Annotated in this window: 18 protein-coding genes; 10 read left to right on the forward strand and 8 right to left on the reverse strand. The window is 70.7% G+C overall.

Annotated features, from left to right (window positions below; all coding sequences use genetic code 11):
* The first annotated feature begins 77 nt into the window (after positions 1-77).
* The gene (locus ACTIE5_RS28970; RefSeq protein ID WP_439553219.1) at positions 78-1,094 is read left to right on the forward strand and encodes an NADP-dependent oxidoreductase; all 1,017 of its coding nucleotides are present in this window, start codon (positions 78-80) and stop codon (positions 1,092-1,094) included.
* The gene (locus tag ACTIE5_RS28975) at positions 1,094-1,867 is read left to right on the forward strand and encodes a hypothetical protein (protein WP_439553220.1); all 774 of its coding nucleotides are present in this window, start codon (positions 1,094-1,096) and stop codon (positions 1,865-1,867) included. The genes ACTIE5_RS28970 and ACTIE5_RS28975 overlap by 1 nt, the downstream gene beginning before the upstream one ends.
* A gap of 6 nt (positions 1,868-1,873) precedes the next feature.
* Here ACTIE5_RS28975 and ACTIE5_RS28980 read toward each other — a convergent pair whose 3' ends face one another.
* The 3 genes from ACTIE5_RS28980 to ACTIE5_RS28990 all read right to left on the reverse strand — a co-directional run bounded on the left by ACTIE5_RS28980 (position 1,874) and on the right by ACTIE5_RS28990 (position 4,882).
* Positions 1,874-3,319, reverse strand: a complete 1,446-nt coding sequence (locus tag ACTIE5_RS28980) for a calcium-binding protein (protein WP_439553221.1) — start codon at positions 3,317-3,319, stop codon at positions 1,874-1,876.
* A gap of 154 nt (positions 3,320-3,473) precedes the next feature.
* On the reverse strand, positions 3,474-4,184 hold the full coding sequence (locus ACTIE5_RS28985; RefSeq protein WP_439553222.1) for a pirin family protein: 711 nt from the start codon (positions 4,182-4,184) through the stop codon (positions 3,474-3,476).
* Positions 4,185-4,294: 110 nt separating this feature from the next.
* A complete protein-coding gene (locus ACTIE5_RS28990) occupies positions 4,295-4,882 on the reverse strand; it encodes a GNAT family N-acetyltransferase (RefSeq protein ID WP_439553223.1) in 588 nt (195 codons plus the stop codon).
* Between the two features lie 95 nt (positions 4,883-4,977).
* On the opposite strand from ACTIE5_RS28990, the gene ACTIE5_RS28995 reads away from it, so the two are divergent.
* The gene (locus ACTIE5_RS28995; RefSeq protein ID WP_439553224.1) at positions 4,978-5,469 is read left to right on the forward strand and encodes a DUF1203 domain-containing protein; all 492 of its coding nucleotides are present in this window, start codon (positions 4,978-4,980) and stop codon (positions 5,467-5,469) included.
* Here ACTIE5_RS28995 and ACTIE5_RS29000 read toward each other — a convergent pair.
* The 5 genes from ACTIE5_RS29000 to pdxH form a co-directional block, all read right to left on the reverse strand.
* Positions 5,453-6,070: a hypothetical protein gene (locus ACTIE5_RS29000; protein ID WP_439553225.1), complete on the reverse strand. Its 618-nt coding sequence runs from the start codon at positions 6,068-6,070 to the stop codon at positions 5,453-5,455. The genes ACTIE5_RS28995 and ACTIE5_RS29000 overlap by 17 nt on opposite strands.
* A gap of 712 nt (positions 6,071-6,782) precedes the next feature.
* The gene (locus ACTIE5_RS29005) at positions 6,783-6,953 is read right to left on the reverse strand and encodes a hypothetical protein (RefSeq protein ID WP_439553226.1); all 171 of its coding nucleotides are present in this window, start codon (positions 6,951-6,953) and stop codon (positions 6,783-6,785) included.
* A gap of 117 nt (positions 6,954-7,070) precedes the next feature.
* The gene (locus ACTIE5_RS29010; RefSeq protein WP_439553227.1) at positions 7,071-7,949 is read right to left on the reverse strand and encodes a universal stress protein; all 879 of its coding nucleotides are present in this window, start codon (positions 7,947-7,949) and stop codon (positions 7,071-7,073) included.
* Between the two features lie 38 nt (positions 7,950-7,987).
* Positions 7,988-9,496, reverse strand: coding sequence for an AAA family ATPase (locus ACTIE5_RS29015; RefSeq protein WP_439553228.1), 1,509 nt, complete (start codon positions 9,494-9,496; stop codon positions 7,988-7,990).
* Positions 9,493-10,035 (reverse strand): pyridoxamine 5'-phosphate oxidase, encoded by a 543-nt coding sequence (gene pdxH, locus ACTIE5_RS29020; protein ID WP_439553256.1) that lies wholly within the window; start codon positions 10,033-10,035, stop codon positions 9,493-9,495. Before pdxH ends, ACTIE5_RS29015 begins: the two co-directional genes overlap by 4 nt.
* 247 nt (positions 10,036-10,282) lie before the next feature.
* Between pdxH and fabI the strand changes: the two genes are divergently transcribed.
* The 7 genes from fabI to ACTIE5_RS29055 all read left to right on the forward strand — a co-directional run bounded on the left by fabI (position 10,283) and on the right by ACTIE5_RS29055 (position 18,563).
* The gene (gene fabI, locus ACTIE5_RS29025) at positions 10,283-11,131 is read left to right on the forward strand and encodes an enoyl-ACP reductase FabI (protein ID WP_439553229.1); all 849 of its coding nucleotides are present in this window, start codon (positions 10,283-10,285) and stop codon (positions 11,129-11,131) included.
* Positions 11,131-11,445: a hypothetical protein gene (locus tag ACTIE5_RS29030; protein ID WP_439553230.1), complete on the forward strand. Its 315-nt coding sequence runs from the start codon at positions 11,131-11,133 to the stop codon at positions 11,443-11,445. Before fabI ends, ACTIE5_RS29030 begins: the two co-directional genes overlap by 1 nt.
* Positions 11,446-11,452: 7 nt before the next feature.
* Positions 11,453-12,556 (forward strand): chorismate synthase, encoded by a 1,104-nt coding sequence (gene aroC / locus ACTIE5_RS29035; protein WP_439553231.1) that lies wholly within the window; start codon positions 11,453-11,455, stop codon positions 12,554-12,556.
* A gap of 183 nt (positions 12,557-12,739) precedes the next feature.
* Positions 12,740-13,186 carry a hypothetical protein gene (locus tag ACTIE5_RS29040; protein WP_439553232.1) on the forward strand — a complete coding sequence of 149 codons (447 nt, stop codon included), beginning with the start codon at positions 12,740-12,742 and terminating at the stop codon, positions 13,184-13,186.
* A 2-nt stretch (positions 13,187-13,188) separates the two neighbouring features.
* A complete protein-coding gene (locus ACTIE5_RS29045; protein ID WP_439553233.1) occupies positions 13,189-14,856 on the forward strand; it encodes an amidohydrolase in 1,668 nt (555 codons plus the stop codon).
* Between the two features lie 108 nt (positions 14,857-14,964).
* Positions 14,965-17,829, forward strand: a complete 2,865-nt coding sequence (locus tag ACTIE5_RS29050; RefSeq protein WP_439553234.1) for a molybdopterin oxidoreductase family protein — start codon at positions 14,965-14,967, stop codon at positions 17,827-17,829.
* Positions 17,826-18,563, forward strand: coding sequence for a 4Fe-4S dicluster domain-containing protein (locus ACTIE5_RS29055; protein ID WP_439553235.1), 738 nt, complete (start codon positions 17,826-17,828; stop codon positions 18,561-18,563). The genes ACTIE5_RS29050 and ACTIE5_RS29055 overlap by 4 nt, the downstream gene beginning before the upstream one ends.
* The last annotated feature ends 157 nt before the right edge of the window (positions 18,564-18,720 follow it).

The raw sequence follows: 18,720 nt of genomic DNA on the forward strand, positions 1-18,720 counted from the left end.
TGCTTGCGGGGGAGGGTCGGGGTGGGGGTTTGGGCTACACTCGACGCCACGCGCGACCACCAGGGAACCATCGCCCCATGCCTAGCAATCCGCAGATCCTGCTCGCCCGTCGCCCGCAGGGCGCACCCGTTGCGGAAGACTTCCAACTGACGGAATCCGCCATCCCCGAACCCGGGGAAGGCGAGGTCCTGGTCCGCCACCGCTTCCTCTCGCTCGATCCATACCAGCGCGGCCGCATGGATGACGCGAAATCCTACGCCAAGCCGGTGGCGCTGGGCGGCGTGATGGAATGCAGCGCGGTCGGCCAGGTCGCCGCCAGCCGCGACCCGCGCTTCAAGGAAGGCGACTGGGTGATGGGCGGCTATGGCTGGCAGACCTACTCCGCCCGCCCCGCCAAGGCCCTGATCGCGATCGACCCGAAGGAGGCCCCGCCCTCCACGGCACTCGGCGTGCTCGGCATGCCGGGCCTCACCGCCTGGGTCGGGCTGGAAGACATCGGCCAGCCGAAGGAAGGGGAGACGGTGGTCGTCTCCGCCGCCTCCGGCGCCGTGGGCCAGGTGGTCGGGCAGCTCGCCCGCATCCGCGGCGCCCGCGCCATCGGCATCGCCGGCGGCCCCGCGAAATGCGCCTTCGTGAAGGACACGCTCGGCTTCGACGCCGCCATCGACCACCGCGCGCCGCTCGACCCCGCCCTCGATGCCGCCTGCCCCGATGGCGTCGATGTCTATTGGGAGAATGTCGGCGGCGCCGTGCAGGCCGCCGTCTTCCCGCGCTTCCGCGATTTCGGCCGCATGGTGATGTGCGGCATGATCGCGCAGTACAACACCGCGACCGGCGCCGCCGCCACCGGCGCGCCGCCCGGCCCCAACCTCGGCCCCGTCGTGCGCAAGCGCCTCCGCATCCAGGGCTTCATCGTCAACGACACGGGCTGGCAGCGCTACGGGCGCTTCCGGGCGGAGATGCTGGGCCACATGGCGGCCGGCCGGATGCAGTGGCGGGAGGATGTGGCGAAGGGCCTGGCCAACGCCCCCGCCGCCTTCATCGGCATGCTGGAGGGGCGGAACTTCGGCAAGCAGGTGGTCGCGCTGGACTGATGGATGACGGGGCCCTCTCCGCCCATCTGGCCGGCACGCGCGTCCTGCTCTGCTACGGCCTGCTGGGGGAGGTGATGGCCGGGCTGCGCCCCCTCGGCCTCGACTACATGGCGGGGCAGATCGACTGGCTGACGGGCATCGGCGTCGCGGCTTCCGTGCTGCGGCTGCCGACGGTGGCGCCGGTCGGCGTCAATGCCGGGCGGATCGAGGAAGCGGCCCTGGCGGAGCCCGGGCCCTTCATCCTGGTCGGCCATTCCAAGGGCGGGCTGGAAGCCCTGGCCGCCCTGCTGCGCCCCGGCATGGCGGCGCGCTGCCGCGGCTTCATCGCGCTGCAATCGCCCTTCGGCGGTTCGCCCATCGCGGACCGCGTCTGCGGCATCCGCGCCTTCCACCTCGCCGCGCACCATGCGGCGCGGGCGCTCGGCCTCGGCACCGGGCGGGGCGTGAAGGATTTGACCACGCCGGTGCGCCAGGCCTGGATGCGGGACCATGCGACGGCCATCGCGGCGCTGGTTGCGGCCGTGCCGGTGGCGACGCTGGCCACCGCCATCGGCCCCAGCCCCGGCCCGCAGGACCGCGCCCATGCGCCGCTGGCGCGGTGGCTGGAAGCGCAGGGCGCGGGGCCGAATGATGGCCTGGTGCCCGTCGCCTCCGCCCTGCTGCCCGGCGCCCGCCATCTTGTGCTGGAAGGCGGCCACCGGGCGCTGGTCGCCGCCGGCCCGGGGCGGGACCCGATCGGCGTGCTGCGGGCGGAACTCGCCCGGCTCGCGTGAGGGGCTTCAGATGATGATGTCGCCCGCCGCCAGGCTGGTCACGCCGACCAGCGTCGCGATCAGCACGGCATCGACGCCGTCCGCGCCGTCGGAATCGTAGCTCAGCCGGCCATTGCGCGTATCGAACAGCACGGCCGGCCCCGCGCCCGCCACCGGCGCCGCGCCCTGGATCAGCGGGCCGGAGGGCCCGAAGAACAGCTGGATCACATCCTCCCCCGACACGAAGCCGAGGATGCGGTCATTCTCCGCGGTGGGGTTGATGTACATGAACACGTCCCGCGCCCCGTCGGCGGTGGTGACGAGCAGATCGGCATCGACGCTGCCGAAGAAGGTATCGGCACCCGCGCCGCCCAGCAGCGTGTCGCGGCCCGTGCCCCCCATCATGAAGTCGTCGCCGTCGCCGCCCTCCAGCCGGTCCTGGCCGCCATCGCCGTAGAGGTAATCGCCCTCCGTCCCGCCCAGCAGCCGGTCCTCGCCATCACCGCCCATCACCGTATCGACGCCGGCATCGCCGAACAGCACATCGTCGCCGGCCTCACCCGCCAGGCTGTCCGCGCCGGCGCCGCCATAGGAGCGGTCATTGCCCTCGCCGCCCGCCATCACGTCATCGCCGGCATCGCCGCGCAGGCGGTCATCGCCAGCCCCGCCGAGCAGGACATCCGCGCCATCCCCGCCCAGCAGCGTGTCCCCGCCATCCCCGCCCTGCAGGACATCCAGCCCGGCATCGCCACGCAGCACGTCGAAGCCGCCCTCGCCCTGGATCACGTCATCGCCGGCGCCGCCGCGCGCCAGATCGTCGCCCGCGCCGCCGAGGAGGAGGTCATTCCCCGAACCGCCATCCAGCGTATCGGCGCCGACGCCGCCATCAAGCCGGTCGCCCCCCGAACCGCCCAGCAGCCAGTCATTCCCGGCATTGCCCTGCAGGTCGTCATCATCCTGGTCGCCGGCCACGGTGTCGTTCCCGGCCTCCCCGTACAGCACGTCGCGCCCGCGTCCGCCGGAGACGGAATCCGCGCCGCCGCCGGCATGGATGGTGTCGCGGTTCGTGCTGCCGGTCAGGGAATCATCCCCCGTCCCGGTCACCATCAGCCAGCGATTGCCGCCGAAGCTGCCATTCACCAGCAGGCCGAGCGTGTTGTCCGGGTCCAGCGCCAGGCGCAGATTCGTGAGCCCCGCATAGCCCGGCGCGCCGAACACCTCCGCCGCGAAGGTCGCGGTGCCGAAAATCGGCTGCGACGGCGCGCCCTGCCCGCCGAGGTAGAAGTATTCGTAGGTGAAGGCCGCCGTCGGGAAATCCGGCATCGCCTGGCCGGCCAGGCCATCACCCCAGTTCAGCGCGGTGACGCGGGTGGCCAGTTCCGGCCCCGTGGTGAACAGCCACACCACCTGCAACTGGGTGGCATCAGGCGATACGCGGCGCTGCAGGAACGCCACATCAACCAGCAACGACATCACCATCCTCCCGATCCGGGCCTTGGCAGGCTGGCCCGGACGGAGAGTGCGTCACCGACAAAGATTGTGAAATACGGCTCCCTTTGCAACCCGGACGCGCAATCCAGGGCCCGGGGGTACAAGACCGGGGGGCTTTCGCCCCCCGGCGCCGCCCCTATTCCTCGGCGACTTCCACCATCACGACTTCCGCATCCTCGGTCGCCGTGATCGTCACCGCTTCCTCCCGCGCGATGCCGACGCCGTCGCGTTCATGCAGCGCGGCGCCGTTCACCGTGGCGGCGCCCTTGGCCAGCACCAGGTAGGCGGCGCGGCCGGTGGCCAGCGGCTGGGTCAGCGTCTGGCCGCGGGCGATGGTCGCCGCCATCACTGCGCCATTCACGTTGATCGGCAGCGCGCCCGTCCCCGCATCGCCGGGACGGCCGGAGGCCAGGACCTCGAACGCCGCCTCCCGCCCCGCCTTGGGGAAGGTCTTGGCGCCCCAGTTCGGCTTGGCGCCGCGCTGGTCGGGCATGATCCAGATCTGGAAGATCTTCGTCGTCTCGGGTTCCAGATTGTATTCGGCGTGCACCACGCCGGTGCCGGCGGACATGATCTGCACGTCGCCCGCGCCGGTCCGGCCTTCATTGCCCATGTTGTCGCGGTGCGTGATGGCGCCTTCGCGGACATAGGTGATGATTTCCATGTCGCGGTGGGGATGCGCGTCGAAGCCCGTGCCGGCCGCGATCTCGTCATCGTTCCACACGCGCAGCCGCCCCCAGTTCATGCGCTTGGGGTCGTGGTAGTTGGCGAAGGAGAAATGGTGCTTCGCCTTGAGCCAGCCATGGTTGGCACCGCCGAGGCTGGCGAAGGGCCGGACGTCGATCATGGGATATCTCCCGTTCCTGTGGCCACGGATCGTCCGCGGCCGTCTTGTCGGGCGGAGAGATAGGACGGCGACGCAGCTTTCCACAGCGGGCCTGTCCCCATGGACGGCATTCACGCTGTGAATGATCGGCTCGCCCCATGCGGCATCGCGATGCGCCAGCGCAGCGCCTCCTCACCGCCATGCGAGGCGGTCCTGGCGAAGCGCTCCACCAGCACGCCGCCATGCGCCGTGATGACGCGGATGGAGGCCTCATTGCCCGGGTCCGTGGTGAGTTCCACCCAGGGCAGGCCGAGCGGCGCGATCTCCGCCAGCAGCAGGCCGAGCGCGCTTGCGGCATGCCCCTCCCGCCGCCGCCAGGGCACCACGCCGTAGCCGACATGCCCCAGCACATGGGCGGGCAGCGCCGCCGTGCCGGGCTGCCAGCGCATGTTCACCACGCCGCAGAAGCCGCCATCCCACACCCAGCGGGAGAAGCCGGGCAGGCGCGGCACCTGGCTGCCATCCGGCAGGATGATCGGCGCGCCCTTGCCCTCCCGGTCATCGAGCGAGGCGAGGAAGGCGGCGCGGTCCTGCGCGATGGCGGCGAGGTGCCGCAGCCGCGTGGCCTCCGCCGCCACCGGGGTCGGCGACCAGCCGCGATGCAGCGCGGCCTCGTACTCCGGCAGCAGGTCGGCATCGGGGCGGCGAAGCTCTGTCATCGCGCCAAGACTGCCGCGCCCGCATGCCGGCGCAACGCGCGGATGGCGAAGCGCGGCCTTGCGCCGCCAGCATGGCGGAATCGCAGGAGCCCGCCATGACCGCCTTCCGCTGCACCCCCATCCCCGCCGAGACCGCCACGCGCTGGCGCGAGACCGGCCGCGACGACCGCGGCCATGCGCTGATCCGCCGCGTGGTCGATGGCCCCGGCTTCCCCTGCCGGCACTGCCTGCGCCTCGGCCAGCCCGGCCAGGCCATGCTGCTCGGCAGCTACGATCTGCCGCGGCCACGCGGCATCTACTGGACGCCGAGCCCGATCTTCCTGCACGCGAATGAAGCCGACTGCCCGCGCTTCGAGGCGCGGGACAGCATCGCGCCGACGGTGCTGGCCAATGGCCTGGTTTCCGTCCGCGCCTATGATGGCGAGGATCTCTGCCTCTATGACCTCGGCCAGGTGACCGAGGGCGCCGATGTGGCGGCGCCGCTCGCCCGCGCGCTGGCGGACCCGCGCACCGCGCATGTGAACATCCACACCGCGCGGCCGGGCTGCCTGCTGGTGGCGGTGGAGCGCCTCAGCGATCCCGCATGAAGGGCGCGTAGTGCGCGAGGATGCCGTCGATGGCGCCCTCGCCATGCTCCTCCTCGATCCCCTCCACCACATCGGCCGTCGCTGCCGCGCCGATCGCCTCGGGCGGCAACGCATGGCGGAGGAAATCCTCCGGCCCCGCATAGACGGCGTAGTCGCCCTCATTCGCGTGGATCGCGAAGGACAGGTCTGCCGGGAACAGCATGTGGAAGCCGCAGTAGTGTGCTTCGAAGAAACGCGAGGTCGGGTCCGGATCGGTGGCCACGCGCCAGACGGCGGAGGGGCCTTCGACCATCGGGTGGACCGAAGTACCAAGCAGGAAGGCGTGGCCGCGAAGGCGTGCCGCCTCGACGAGCCGCGCGACCCAATCCTCCTTCCACATGAGGTAGTGATCCACCATCTGCACCCGCCATCCGTGGCTGCCCAGCCAGGCATTCGACAGCCGCGTGCCAGCAACGCCATTCGGGGCGATGAATGTCTCAAGGGTCGTCCAGGCAAGGTCATACAAAGCGATCTGCTGCCCAGGCGTCCCCGCGCGAGGCATCTGGCCCAGCGTCTCAACGATACCGGCCGGGCTCGGTTCAGTGGCATCGCTATTCGCCATCGTGATCATCCCTCGCTTATGGGTAACGAAATTTATCGGTAGGAAAAAATCGTCCTCCCCCGAGAGGCCTTGCTACTTCGAGTGTGGGCACGCCATCGCTGCCGGGCGAGGTGCTCGGACGCATCATGGCTGTCCTGCCATCTTCAAGATGATATCGCAGTCCACCGCCCCGCATCGGCTCAGGCGCTCCGACTGGGCGCAGTTGTGCCAGGTCCCTCGCACGTCCGGCTTCACCGCCAGGGCGATGCCAGTGATCGATATCGCGCTTGAGGATCCTGTCGTATCGCGTCTGCGGGTCAGTGCGCAGTTCATCGACCCTGTCCCGCCCATCCGGGCCTGGATGCCGCTGGCTCCGGTCGCGGATCGGCTGCCGCCCGCCCGTCCTTGGCCCGCCGCTGCCGCGCCCATCCGCCGGGCCGCGCATCGCCCGGTTCCGCAGGATCGTGGACAGCCAGCCGACCTGCCGCACCGGCCCGTCATCGGCAACGCGCCCGCCTTCCCGCATTGGCGCGCCACGCCAATGGCCCTCCACGGGATGGCCATCCCGGCGATAGCCCGGATTTCTCACCAGGCCAGCCGATGATCGCGCCGGGATCGGTGGGGGCTGGGTCGTTGCGGAGCGATGCCAAGACGCTTGTCTTGGCGAGAGACGCGGCGGCCCAGGCACCGCCGAGACCAAGCGAGGGCGGCTGCAACTGGTGAGAAAGACGGGCTACGGCCGAACCCAGACCATCGGGCGCGCCGCCCCGTCCGCGGGATAGAGGCCCTGCCACCCCGTCGTCACCCAATCCGACCAGGCCTGCCGCTCCGAATGGCCGGGCTGCCAATAGCGGCGATCCCGCATCGCTTCCCGGAGGTCCTGCTCCGTCACCGGAACCGTCATGCCGTGCCATCCTCCACAACGCCGGAGGATTTTCCTGGAACAAAATACGAACTACGTTGACCAGAAAAACCCGGCGCCAGCCCCAGGGGCCAGCGCCGGGCGTGCCGCCTCAACCGCTCAGCGGCACATCAGGATCGGGATCTCGCTATTCTCCAGCACATGCCGCGTTACGCCGCCCAGGATCAACTGGCGCAGGCGGGAATGGCTGTAGGCACCCTGGCACATCAGGTCCGCGCCGAAATCCCGCGCAGCCCCCAGCAGCCCCGCGCCCACCTCCCGCGTCGCCGGCTTGAAGGGCACCACCTCCGCCTCGATCTCGTGCCAGCGCAGATAGGCGCGGATGCCCTCCGCCAGCGGCCCGCGGCGCTGGTATTCGTCGGAGCAGAGAATCCGCACCGCCTGCGCCCGGTGCAGCCAGGGCAGCGAGGCGGCGACGGCCGCGGCACTCTCCGCGCTGCCATTCCAGGCGATGCAGACGCGGCTGCCGATGACGGCGGGCGCCTGGCGCGGCGCGATCAGCACGGGCCGCCCGCTGTCGAACAGCACGGCATGCAGCGCATCGCTGCTGCTGACATCCTCATCGGCCTCGGGATGCGGCACGACGGCCATGTCATAGAGGCGCGATTGCTGCGCCACCACATCCTCCTCCCGCCCCGCGATCGCCTCGAAGGAGATCGTGACGCCGGGCACCTTCAGCGCGGTGTTGGGGTCGGAGGCCAGGGTCAGGTCGCCATGGATCGCGGCGAACTTCTCGAACAGCGACCGCACACGGCCGGCGCGCTCCCCGCTCTCGCGTTCCGTCGCGGCCATCATCTCCTCGATCATCGCGCCCGACAGGCCTTCGCCGGCCAGGGGGGCGACATCGCGGGCATCCACGCGCACATGCAGGCAGTGCAGATGCGCATTCCAGATCCGCGCGATCATCAGCGCGGACGCCATCGCGGCCTCTCCGGCAGCGGTTCCGGTCAACGGCAGCAGCAGGCGGCGGTAAGCCATCGCGCCCTCCTCTCGATGCAAGGCCTTCGTGGGTAAGTTTATGCGCCGATTCCGGCGGACAAGGCCAGTGCGGCCCGGGCGGCCTCCCGCGGAGAGGTCGCGTCCAGGCGTTGCCAGGTGATCACGCCGGCGTCGGCGCTGGCGGTGCTTTCCAGCACGGCGATCGTCGCGTCGGAGGCGTCCGGGGCCGGCCCCGCCGCCCGCTTCTCCACGCGGTCCCGCAGCAATGCCATGGGCGCTTCCAGCCAGAAGGCGGTGAAGGGGTGGGGGGAAGCGGCGGCCTCGGCCTCCGCCCGCCGCGCGGGGTTCAGGAAGACGGCGTCCAGCACCACCGAATGCCCGGCCGCCAGCGCCTGCCGCGCCAGGGCGAACATCTCGGCGTGAACGGCCAGGCTCTCGGCCTCTCCATAGGCGGAGGGTGGCAGCCTTGCTTCGGGCGCCACGCCGGCGCGGCGCTTCCTGATCTCATCCGTCCGCAGGTGCAGCGCGCCGGGCGCCAGGCCGAGGTCGGGCGCCAGATCCCGCGCCAGCCAGGTCTTGCCCGTGCCCTGCAAGCCGCCCACCGCGACCAGGCGCGGCGGCACCGGGGACAGCAGCGATTCCGCCAGTGCCAGATAGGCCATCCCATGACCGGCCCCAGCCCGCCGGGCTTCCACATGCGCCCGCACCATGGCACGCAGCGCCATCCAGAAGGGCAGCGCCGCCAGCATCCCGATATCAGGGTCCCGGGCGAGGTAGCGGTTCATCACCCGGTTCGCCTCGCCCCGGGCGCCCCGCCGCAGCAAATCCATCAGCAGGAAGGCCAGGTCATAGCCCGTATCGGTGGTGGCCAGCGCCTCGTCGAATTCCAGCGCGTCGAAGGGCGTGGGCCTGCCATCCAGCAGTACCAAATTGCCCAGGTGCAGATCCCCATGGCAGCGCCGGACGCGCCCCTCCGCCGCCCGGGCCCGCAGCAACGGCGAAAGCGCGTCAAGCCGCGCCCGCATCGCCGCCCCCAGCGCCATCACGCGCGCCTCCGGCAGCCCCGTGGCCAGGCAGTCCCGCAGATTGCCCGCCAGCACCATCCCCGCGCGGCCGGGGGCATCGAAGCTGGGCGCATCGAAGCTGGGCGCCACCGGCACGGCCACCGCGTGGCTGGCCCGCACCGCATCCGCCATGGCGTCCAGCAGCGGCCCGTCCAGCCCGCCCCGATCCGCCACCGCATCCAGGAAATCCGCGGCCGGCACCGGCGCCATGCGCAGCACCCAATCCACCACGGGGCCATCGCCCCCCAGCGCCAGCGCCCCATCCGCCCCGCGCGTCACCGGCACCACGTCCCGGTACAGCCCGGGGGCGAGGGGCTGGTTCAGCGCCAGCTCACGCCGGGCGAATTCCTCCCGTGCCGCCAGCGGTGCGAAATCGAGAAAACCCAGCGTCACCGCCTTCTTCAGCTTCCAGGCGGTGTCGGCGCCCACGAAGACGGCGGAGATATGCGTCTCGATCGGCGCCGCGCCCGACAGCCGGCGGAGCAGCTCCGCCACCGGCGCCTGCCCCGCGGGTATCGTCACGGGTAGAGCATCTCCATCTCCCACCCGTTCGCCACGCGGTGGAACACCCGGCGTTCATGCAGGCGGAAGGGCATGTCCCGCCACAATTCCATCCGGTCCGGCACCAGGCGGAAGCCGGACCAGAATGCCGGGCGGGGAATTTCCGAGACGCCGAATTTCAGCGTGTATTCCGCCACCGCCTTTTCCAGCGCGAAGCGCCCTTCCAGCGGGCGGGACTGCCTGCTGGCCCAGGCGCCGATCCGCGATCCGCGGGCGCGGGAGGCATAATAGGCATCCGCCTCCTCGCGGCTCACCGCCTCCACCGCCCCTTCGACGCGGACGGAGCGTTGCAGCGTCTTCCAGTGGAAGCACAGCGCGGCGAAGGGGTTGGCCGCCAATTCGCCACCCTTCCGGCTTTCGAGGTTGGTGTAGAACACGAAGCCGCGCGGATCGACGCCCTTCAGCAGCACCATCCGGGCACTCGGCCGGCCTTCCGGCGTGCAGGTGGCCAGGCAGACGGCGTTGGGGTCGTTCGGCTCGGATTTCGCGGCCTCGGCCATCCAGGCCTCGAAGCCCGCGATCGGGTCGTCGGTGGCGGGGATGCGGTGGGTGGCGGGCGGCGCGGGCGTGTCCACGGGCATTCTCCTGGTCGGGCCGTCCAGATGGCGGCATCCCGCCATTTCGGAAGGGGAGCCTTGCCCGGGACGGGCTCGGCGTCCTTCCCGGGGCGGGCGCGTCCCCCTTGCCGGGGGCAGGGCCATGTGCCACCACCCCCCTGCCTCCGCAACCACTGCCGGTCCCATTCTCATGCCCGACGCCGAGACGCCCGATTCCGCCGCGATTGGCGTGCCCCGCGGCACGCTCATGGCGGGCAAGCGCGGCGTCGTCATGGGGGTCGCCAATGACCGCTCCATCGCCTGGGGCATCGCCCAGGCGGTCGCCGCCCAGGGGGGCGAGATCGCCTTCACCTACCAGGGTGAGGCGCTGGAGAAGCGCGTGCGCCCGCTGGCGGAGAGCATCGGCAGCAAGCTGGTCCTGCCCTGCGACGTGGCGGACGATGCCAGCATCGACGCGGCCTTCGACGCCATCAAGGCGGAATGGGGCGGGATCGACTTCATCGTCCATGCCATCGGCTTCGCGGACAAGCAGTTCCTGCGCGGTCGCTACATGGACACGCCGAAGGGCGCCTTCCTGCAGGCGATGGACATCTCCGTCTATTCCTTCGTGGCCGTCGCCCAGCGCGCCGTGCCGCTGATGAAGCCGGGCGGATCGCTGTTGACCATGTCGTATCTGGGCGCGGAGCGTGTGACGCCGCACTACAACGTCATGGGCGTGGCCAAGGCGGCGCTGGAAGCCAGCGTCCGCTACATGGCGGCCGACCTCGGCAAGTCCGGCATCCGCGTCAACGCCATCTCCGCCGGCCCGATCAAGACGCTGGCCGCCAGCGGCATCGGCGATTTCCGCTACATCCTGAAGTGGAACCAGTACAACGCGCCGCTGGAGCGGAACGTGACCATCGAGGATGTCGGCGGTTCGGGCCTCTACCTCCTGTCCGACCTCTCCTCCGGCGTGACGGGGGAGGTCCATCACGTCGATTGCGGCTACCACGTCGTCGGCATGAAGAACCCGGACGCGCCGGATATCGCGACGGTCTGATGGTTGGCGCCCCGGCGAGCATGGCGATGGCGGCGATGGTCCTCGCGGCCGCGCCCGCCACGGCGCAGGAACCGCCGCGCTGTGCTGCCTCGGGCTGGGACCCGCTGCGCACCGCGGATCAGGTGATCGCCGATGTCGCCCGCCATCGCTGCGCCGCCGGCAGCCGGCTTGATGTCGCGATGACCATCGCCGGCCAGGCCATCGTCCTGCAACAAAGCGGCCTGTGCCAGCCGGACACGGTGCGGACCCGCACCGTGCGCCCCACGCCGGAGACCCGCGCCCTGGGTTTCCGCTGCGACCTCGCCGCCCGCTGAGAGCCTCATGTCCCACAACACCTTCGGCAGCCTCTTCCGCTTCACCACCTGGGGCGAGTCCCACGGCATCGCCATCGGCTGCGTCGTCGATGGCTGCCCGCCGCGCATCGGCCTGACCGAGGCCGACATCCAGCCCTATCTGGACCGCCGCCGCCCCGGCCAATCCAAATTCGTCACCCAGCGCCAGGAAGCGGACCAGGTGAAGATCCTGTCCGGGACCTTCGAGGGTGCGACGACCGGCACCCCCATCGCGCTGCACATCGAGAACACGGACCAGCGCAGCAAGGACTACGGCGAGATCAAGGACCGCTTCCGCCCCGGCCATGCGGACCTGACCTACGAACTGAAATACGGCATCCGCGACTATCGCGGCGGCGGCCGTTCCAGCGCCCGCGAAACCGCCATGCGCGTCGCCGCCGGCGCCATCGCCCGCAAGGTGCTGGACGGCGTGACGATCCGTGGCGCGCTGGTCTGCATGGGCGGGGACTGGATCGACCGCAGCCGCTTCGATTGGGCCGAAGTGGACAACAACCCCTTCTTCTGCCCCGACCCGATCGCCGCCGCGCGTTGGGAGGAGAAGCTGACCGCCATCCGCAAATCCGGCTCCTCCGTCGGCGCCATCGTGGAAGTGGTGGCGGAGGGCGTGCCCCCCGGCCTCGGCGCGCCGATCTATGGCAAGCTCGATGCCGATATCGCGGCCGCGCTGATGTCCATCAACGCCGTGAAGGCGGTGGAGATCGGGGACGGCTTCGAAGCCGCCTCCCTCTCCGGCGAAGGCAATGCCGATGAGATGCGCATGGGCCCGGATGGGGAGGTGGAGTTCAGCTCCAACCACGCCGGCGGCATCCTGGGCGGCATCTCCACCGGCCAGCCCGTGGTCGCCCGCTTCGCCGTGAAGCCGACAAGCTCCATCCTGACGCCGCGCGCCAGCGTCGATCGCTTCGGGCAGGATGTCGAGGTGCTGACCAAGGGCCGCCACGACCCCTGCGTCGGCATCCGCGCGGTCCCGGTGGGGGAGGCGATGCTGGCGCTGGTGCTGGCGGACCATCTGCTGCGCCACCGCGCGCAGAACCCGGACGCGCCGGCGCGGGCGCGGTTGCCGCGGAACTGAGGACGGCGCAGACTCCCACCCCGACCAGCCTTCGGCGTCGCAGCAGTGCCGCGACCCCGCGAAAGCGCGGGGGAGGGTCGGGGTGGGGGTCTGCGCAGCATCCCTCTCACACCCTTCCCGCTCCGCCAATCCGCGCGATAGCCTCCCCGCACAGCGCCCGAACGGCGCGAAGGGAGATGTTCCATGAGCCATCCGCGCATCCTCGGCCGCCGCGCCATCATCGCCGCCGGCACGGGCCTGGCCTGCACGGCCATCGGCACGGCCCGCGCCGCCACCGCGACGCCGCTGCGCGACCTTTATGACGAAGCCGGCTCCGCCCCCTCCCCGCTCGCGAAGCGCCTCGACGGCAGCCGCGTCACCCTCACCGGCCTCGTCGCCCCCGTCCCCACCGCCGCGCCCGGCTGGCTCGCTTTGGGTGAGGCCGCGCTGGTTCCCTGCCAACTCTGCGGCGGCGCGCATGACTGGCCGATTGGTGTCGTCGCCGTCCATGCGCCGGGGCTGCCGCACATCGCGGACCCCTATACGCGCGTGACGCTCACCGGCGTGCTGGACCTGGGCGAATCCGCCCGCGCCCCCACCGGGCTGCCGGACCGCCTGGTGCTGCGCGACGCCGGCCTGGCCAGCGCCTGACCATGCGCAAGCTCCTCCTCGCCTTGCTGGCGCTGGCGCCGCCCGCGCTCGCCCAGCCCGCGGAGACCATCCTCCGCAATGGCCGCATCCACACCCAGGACGCCGCCGAAAGCACCACCACCGCCGTCGCCATCCGGGATGGCCGCTTCGTCGCCACCGGCGCGGCGGCGGAGGCGCTGGCCGGCCCGGCGACGACGGTCATCGACCTCGCCGGCCGCACCGCCATCCCGGGGCTGATCGACAGCCATGTCCACCAGCACCAATGGGGCATGAACCTGCCCGCGGTGCAGCTGCTCGATGCCCGATCCATCGCCGACATACTGGCCCGCATCGGTGAACGCGCCCGCGCCACGCCGCCGGGCGAATGGGTCCTGGCCTCCTCCCTCTGGCATGAGAGCATCCTGGCGGAGGGGCGCCTGCCCACGCGCTGGGAACTCGACAGCGTCGCGCCGAACAACCCGGTCTTCATCCCCCGCGGCGGCCATGTGGTGGCGGTGAACAGCCTCGGCCTGGCCCGCGCCGGCGTGACCAGGGACACGCCCCAGCCCGCCGGCGGCGTGATCGTGAAGCGGGAGGATGGGGAGCCGACCGGCGTCCTGCTGATCGCCGGCGCCACGGTCCTCGCCCGCCGCGTCCTGCCCCCGCCGCCGCCGGTGCCGGAACAGACCCGCCTCGTGGTGCGGGCGATGGCGGAGCTGAACGCGCTCGGCGTCACCACCGTGGTGGAGCCCGGCATCACGGACGAGATCGCCGGCATCTACCGCGAACTCCGCGACCAGAACGCGATGACGGTCCGCACCTGGCTGCTCTGGCGCGCCGCCACCGGCGAACAGATCCGCCGCGGCATCGCCGCCCAGGCCGGTTGGCCGCAGCACCCCATGCTCCGCACCGGCGGCATCAAGTGGCTGCTGGATGGCGGCGTGGAGGGTGGCCGCATGAACGACCCCTACCGCATCGTGCCCGGCGAACAGACCAACCCGGACTACCGCGGCATCCTGCTGCTGCCCGCGGGCGGAGAGCCCGAATTGCTGGAGGGCTTGCGCGCCATCCACCGCGCCGGGCTGCAGATCCAGACCCATGCGGTGGGCGACTACACCATCGACCTCATCACCCGCCTCTACGGCCAGGTGGACCGGGAACTTGGCACAGTCCGCCCGCTGCGCTGGACGGTGATGCACATCTTCCTGCCGACGCCCTCGGCACTGACGGAGATGGCGCGGCTCGGCATCATGGCGACCGCGCAGAACCACCCCGTGCTGCTGGGGCACAACCAGCGCCGCTGGTGGGGGGATGAACGCGCGGCCTATTCCATCCCGATCCGCCGCATCATCGATGCCGGCGTGCATGTCGGCGGCGGCACGGATGCCCCCGTGGTGCCGGGCGATCCCTTCCAGTCCATGTGGTGGATGACCACCCGCAATACGCTCGCCGGCTACCAGCTGGGCCCGGAGCACGCGATCACGGCGCGGGAGGCGCTGCGCCTCTACACCATCAACAACGCCGTGCTGCTGGGGGCGGAGGCGGAACTGGGCTCCATCGAGCCCGGCAAGCGTGCCGACCTGGTGGTGCTGTCCCAGGACCTGTTGGCGGTTGAGCCGGAGCGGATCCGGGAAACCCGCGCCCTGCTGACCATGGTCGGCGGCCAGGTGGTGCACCGCCAGGGAATGTGAACGCCGCCGGGGGCGGGATCGGAAGAAATTCTTCTCCCGCCCCAGGGCTTTGCGGGCAGGCCCCACCATGCGCTAATCCGGCCACCGAAGAATCAGGCAAGGCCCGTCATGCCGGATACCAACCTGCCCAGCCGGATGACCGGCCATGGCGAGGTCATCGACACCCAGGCGCCGATCGGCGACACGGTGAAGACCACCACCTGCTACATGTGCGCCTGCCGCTGCGGCATCAAAGTCCATCTGAAGGACGGCCGCGTCCGCTACATCGAGGGTAATCCCGACCATCCCGTGAACCGCGGCGTGCTCTGCGGCAAGGGCAGCGCCGGGATCATGACGCAGTACTCCCCGGCCCGGCTGCGCGCCCCGCTGAAGCGCGTCGGCCCCCGCGGCTCCGGCGAATTCGCGGAGATCAGCTGGGAGGAAGCGATGGAGATCGCGACCGGCTGGCTCGGCAACATCCGCCGCACGGACCCGAAGCGGCTCGCCTTCTTCACCGGCCGCGACCAGTCGCAAAGCCTGACCGGCTTCTGGGCCGCGCAGTTCGGCACGCCCAATTTCGCCGCCCATGGCGGCTTCTGCTCGGTCAACATGGCGGCCGGCGGCCTCTACACCATCGGCGGCAGCTTCTGGGAATTCGGCGAGCCCGATTGGGAACTCGCGAAGTACTTCGTCATGTTCGGCGTGGCCGAGGACCATGACAGCAACCCGATCAAGATCGGGCTAGGCAAGATGAAGGCGCGGGGGGCGAAATTCGTCTCCGTGAACCCGGTGCGGACGGGTTATTCCGCCATCGCCGATGAATGGGTCGGCATCCGCCCCGGCACCGACGGCCTGTTCATCATGGCCCTGATGCATGAGCTGCTGCGGACGGACCGCGTCGATCTGCCATTCCTCGTCCGCTACACCAACGCCGCCTGGCTGGTGGTGCGCAATCCCGGCGGCGCCGATGACGGACTGTTCGCCCGCGACGCCGATGGCAAGCCGCTGGCCTGGGACCGCATCGCCGGTGCGCCGGTGGATGCCGCGACGGCCGAGATGCAGCCCGCCATCGTGGGCGACTACACCCTGCCCGATGGCCGCAAGGCGGTGCCCGTCTTCCAGCTGATGGCGGAACGCTACCTCGGCGCCGAATACGCCCCCGATGCGGTGGCGGAGCGCTGCGGGATCGATGCCGCCCGCATCCGGCGCCTGGCGAATGAGATCGCGGACATCGCCTTCAAGGAGACCATCACCCTCGACGTGCCCTGGACCGATGCGCTCGGCCGGCGGCATGAGACCATGGTCGGCCGCCCCATCGCCTTCCACGCCATGCGCGGCATCTCGGCGCACTCCAACGGCTTTCACACGTGCCGCGCGCTGCACCTGCTGCAGATGCTGCTGGGCGCCGTCGATACCCCCGGCTCCTGGCGCTACAAATCGCCCTTCCCGCGGCCGATCCCGCCGGGCCCCGGCCCTGCCGGCAAGACCACCGCGCCCAACACGCCGATCGCGGGCAATCTGCTCGCCTTCCCGCATGGTCCCGATGACCTTCTTGTGGATGACGCCGGCACGCCGCTCCGCATCGACAAGGCCTTCAGCTGGGAAGCGCCGCTCGGCCTGCACGGGATGATGCATACCGTCATCGGCAATGCGGGCGCGGAGGACCCGTACAGCATCGACACGCTGTTCATGTTCATGGCCAACATGGCCTGGAACAGCGCGATGAACCCGCTCGACACCATCCGCATCCTCACGGAGCAGAAGGCGGACGGCGAATACCGCATCCCCCACGTCATCTACGCGGATGCCTATTTCTCCGAGACCGTCCCCTACGCAGACCTGATCCTGCCCGACACGACCTATCTGGAACGCTGGGACGCGATCAGCCTGCTCGACCGCCCGATCGGCAACGCGCACGGCCCCGGCGACGCCATCCGCCAGCCCGTCATCAAGCCGGACCGCGATGTCCGCCCCTTCCAGGACGTGCTGATCGAACTCGGCTCCCGCCTCGGCCTGCCCGCCTTCACGAAGGAGGACGGGACCGCGAAGTTCAAGGACTACCCGGACTACATCGTGAACCACCAGCGCATGCCCGGCATCGGGCCGCTGGCGGGATGGCGGGGCGAGGACGGCACCAAGAAGGGCGTCGGCGAGCCGAACAAGGACCAGTTGCAGCGCTACATCGACAATGGCTGCTTCTGGAAGCACCACCTCACCGCGGAGCAGAGCTACTTCAAGCACGCCAACCGCGCCTACCTCGACGAAGCCAAGGCCATGGGCCTGATGGGTGCCGCCAACCAGATCGTCATGCAGATCTGGTCGGAGCCGCTGCAGAAGTTCCGCCTGGCCGCGCAGGGCCACGGCGCCAAGCAGCCGCCCGATCGGCTTCGCAAGCGCGTGGAAACCTACTGCGACCCGCTGCCGATGTGGTACGCGCCGCTGGAACAGGCGGCGCATGACACCACGCCCTACCCGCTCTCCGCCGTCACGCAGCGGCCGATGGCGATGTACCATTCCTGGGGGTCGATGAACGCCTGGCTGCGCCAGATCCACGGCTCCAACCGCCTCTACATGGCGCGCAGCACGGCCACGAAGCAGGGCATCGCGCAGGATGACTGGGTCTGGGTCGAAAGCCGCGCGGGCCGCGTGAAGGGCCAGGTGACGCTGATGGAAGGCGTGAACACCGACACCGTCTGGACCTGGAACGCCATCGGCAAGCGCAGCGGCGCCTGGCAGCTTTCCGCCGACAGCCCGGAATCCAGCAAGGGCTTTCTGCTGAACCACGTCATCAGCGAATGGCTGCCGGCGCAGGAGGGGTTCAAATCCGCCAACGCCGACCCCGTCACGGGCCAGGCGGCGTGGTATGATCTCCGGGTCTCCGTCACCAAATGCGCGCCCGGCGAAGCCGAGGAGACGGCCCCGCACCCCTCCACGCTGAAAGCACCGCCCAACATGCCGGCGGTCCCCCTCATCATCCGGGAGCCCGGCAAGTGACCGAACTTCCCCCGCCCACCGCCAAGAAGCTCGGCCTGGTCATCGACCTCGATACCTGCGTCGGCTGCCAGGCCTGCGCCACCAACTGCAAGCAGTGGAACGCCGGCGGCCATCTGGCCCCCCTGCCCGACATGAAGCCCTATTCCGCCGGGGCGGAGGGCGTCTGGTTCAACCGCGTCCATTCCTATGAGGCGGGCGAGGGCGCGGAAGGCCGCACCGTCCACTTCCCCCGCTCCTGCCTGCATTGCGAAACGCCGGCCTGCGTCACCGTCTGCCCCACCGGCGCGTCCTACAAGCGCGCGGAGGACGGCATCGTCCTGGTCAACACCGACACCTGCATCGGCTGCGGGTTATGCGCCTGGGCCTGCCCCTATGGCGCGCGGGAGCTCGATGAAGACGAGGGGGTGATGAAGAAATGCACCCTCTGCGTCGACCGCATCTACAATGAGACCATCCCGGAAGCGCAGCGCCAGCCCGCCTGCGTCATCACCTGCCCCGTCGGGGCCCGCCATTTCGGCGACCTCGGCGACCCCGAGAGCGCGGTCTCCCAGCTCGTCGCCTCCCGCGGCGGCTTCGACCTGATGCCGGAGATGGGCTACGCGCCCACCAACAAATACCTGCCGCCCCGCCGCCCCATGGCGCCCAACCCCAACCCGCCGGCGGAGGCCGAGCCCACCACGCTCGACATCAAGCACCCGCTGATGCGCTGGCTGGACCGGGCGCTGAGCCGGTGATGGCCTTCGCCACCGATAGCGCCCCGCCCGCCCCACGCCGGACCGCCGCATGAACCCCGCCCCCTCCATCATCTTCTTCACCACCGCATCCGGCGCCGGCTACGGGCTGCTGTTCTGGCTCGGTGTGCTGCGGCCGCTGCGGCTGCTGCCGGCCAGC

Origin of the sequence: Falsiroseomonas sp., assembly GCF_051859025.1 — a bacterium.
Classification (GTDB): Bacteria; Pseudomonadota; Alphaproteobacteria; order Acetobacterales; family Acetobacteraceae; genus Falsiroseomonas.

Excerpts from the sequence above, each read along its gene's own strand:
- ACTIE5_RS28970 (WP_439553219.1), top strand. The coding sequence starts at position 78 with ATGCCTAGCAATCCGCAGATCCTGCTCGCCCGTCGCCCGCAGGGCGCA.
- ACTIE5_RS28975 (WP_439553220.1), top strand. The coding sequence starts at position 1,094 with ATGGATGACGGGGCCCTCTCCGCCCATCTGGCCGGCACGCGCGTCCTG.
- ACTIE5_RS28980 (WP_439553221.1), bottom strand. The coding sequence starts at position 3,319 with ATGTCGTTGCTGGTTGATGTGGCGTTCCTGCAGCGCCGCGTATCGCCT.
- ACTIE5_RS28985 (WP_439553222.1), bottom strand. The coding sequence starts at position 4,184 with ATGATCGACGTCCGGCCCTTCGCCAGCCTCGGCGGTGCCAACCATGGC.
- ACTIE5_RS28990 (WP_439553223.1), bottom strand. The coding sequence starts at position 4,882 with ATGACAGAGCTTCGCCGCCCCGATGCCGACCTGCTGCCGGAGTACGAG.
- ACTIE5_RS28995 (WP_439553224.1), top strand. The coding sequence starts at position 4,978 with ATGACCGCCTTCCGCTGCACCCCCATCCCCGCCGAGACCGCCACGCGC.
- ACTIE5_RS29000 (WP_439553225.1), bottom strand. The coding sequence starts at position 6,070 with ATGGCGAATAGCGATGCCACTGAACCGAGCCCGGCCGGTATCGTTGAG.
- ACTIE5_RS29005 (WP_439553226.1), bottom strand. The coding sequence starts at position 6,953 with ATGACGGTTCCGGTGACGGAGCAGGACCTCCGGGAAGCGATGCGGGAT.
- ACTIE5_RS29010 (WP_439553227.1), bottom strand. The coding sequence starts at position 7,949 with ATGGCTTACCGCCGCCTGCTGCTGCCGTTGACCGGAACCGCTGCCGGA.
- pdxH (WP_439553256.1), bottom strand. The coding sequence starts at position 10,035 with ATGGCCGAGGCCGCGAAATCCGAGCCGAACGACCCCAACGCCGTCTGC.
- fabI (WP_439553229.1), top strand. The coding sequence starts at position 10,283 with ATGCCCGACGCCGAGACGCCCGATTCCGCCGCGATTGGCGTGCCCCGC.
- ACTIE5_RS29030 (WP_439553230.1), top strand. The coding sequence starts at position 11,131 with ATGGTTGGCGCCCCGGCGAGCATGGCGATGGCGGCGATGGTCCTCGCG.
- aroC (WP_439553231.1), top strand. The coding sequence starts at position 11,453 with ATGTCCCACAACACCTTCGGCAGCCTCTTCCGCTTCACCACCTGGGGC.
- ACTIE5_RS29040 (WP_439553232.1), top strand. The coding sequence starts at position 12,740 with ATGAGCCATCCGCGCATCCTCGGCCGCCGCGCCATCATCGCCGCCGGC.
- ACTIE5_RS29045 (WP_439553233.1), top strand. The coding sequence starts at position 13,189 with ATGCGCAAGCTCCTCCTCGCCTTGCTGGCGCTGGCGCCGCCCGCGCTC.
- ACTIE5_RS29050 (WP_439553234.1), top strand. The coding sequence starts at position 14,965 with ATGCCGGATACCAACCTGCCCAGCCGGATGACCGGCCATGGCGAGGTC.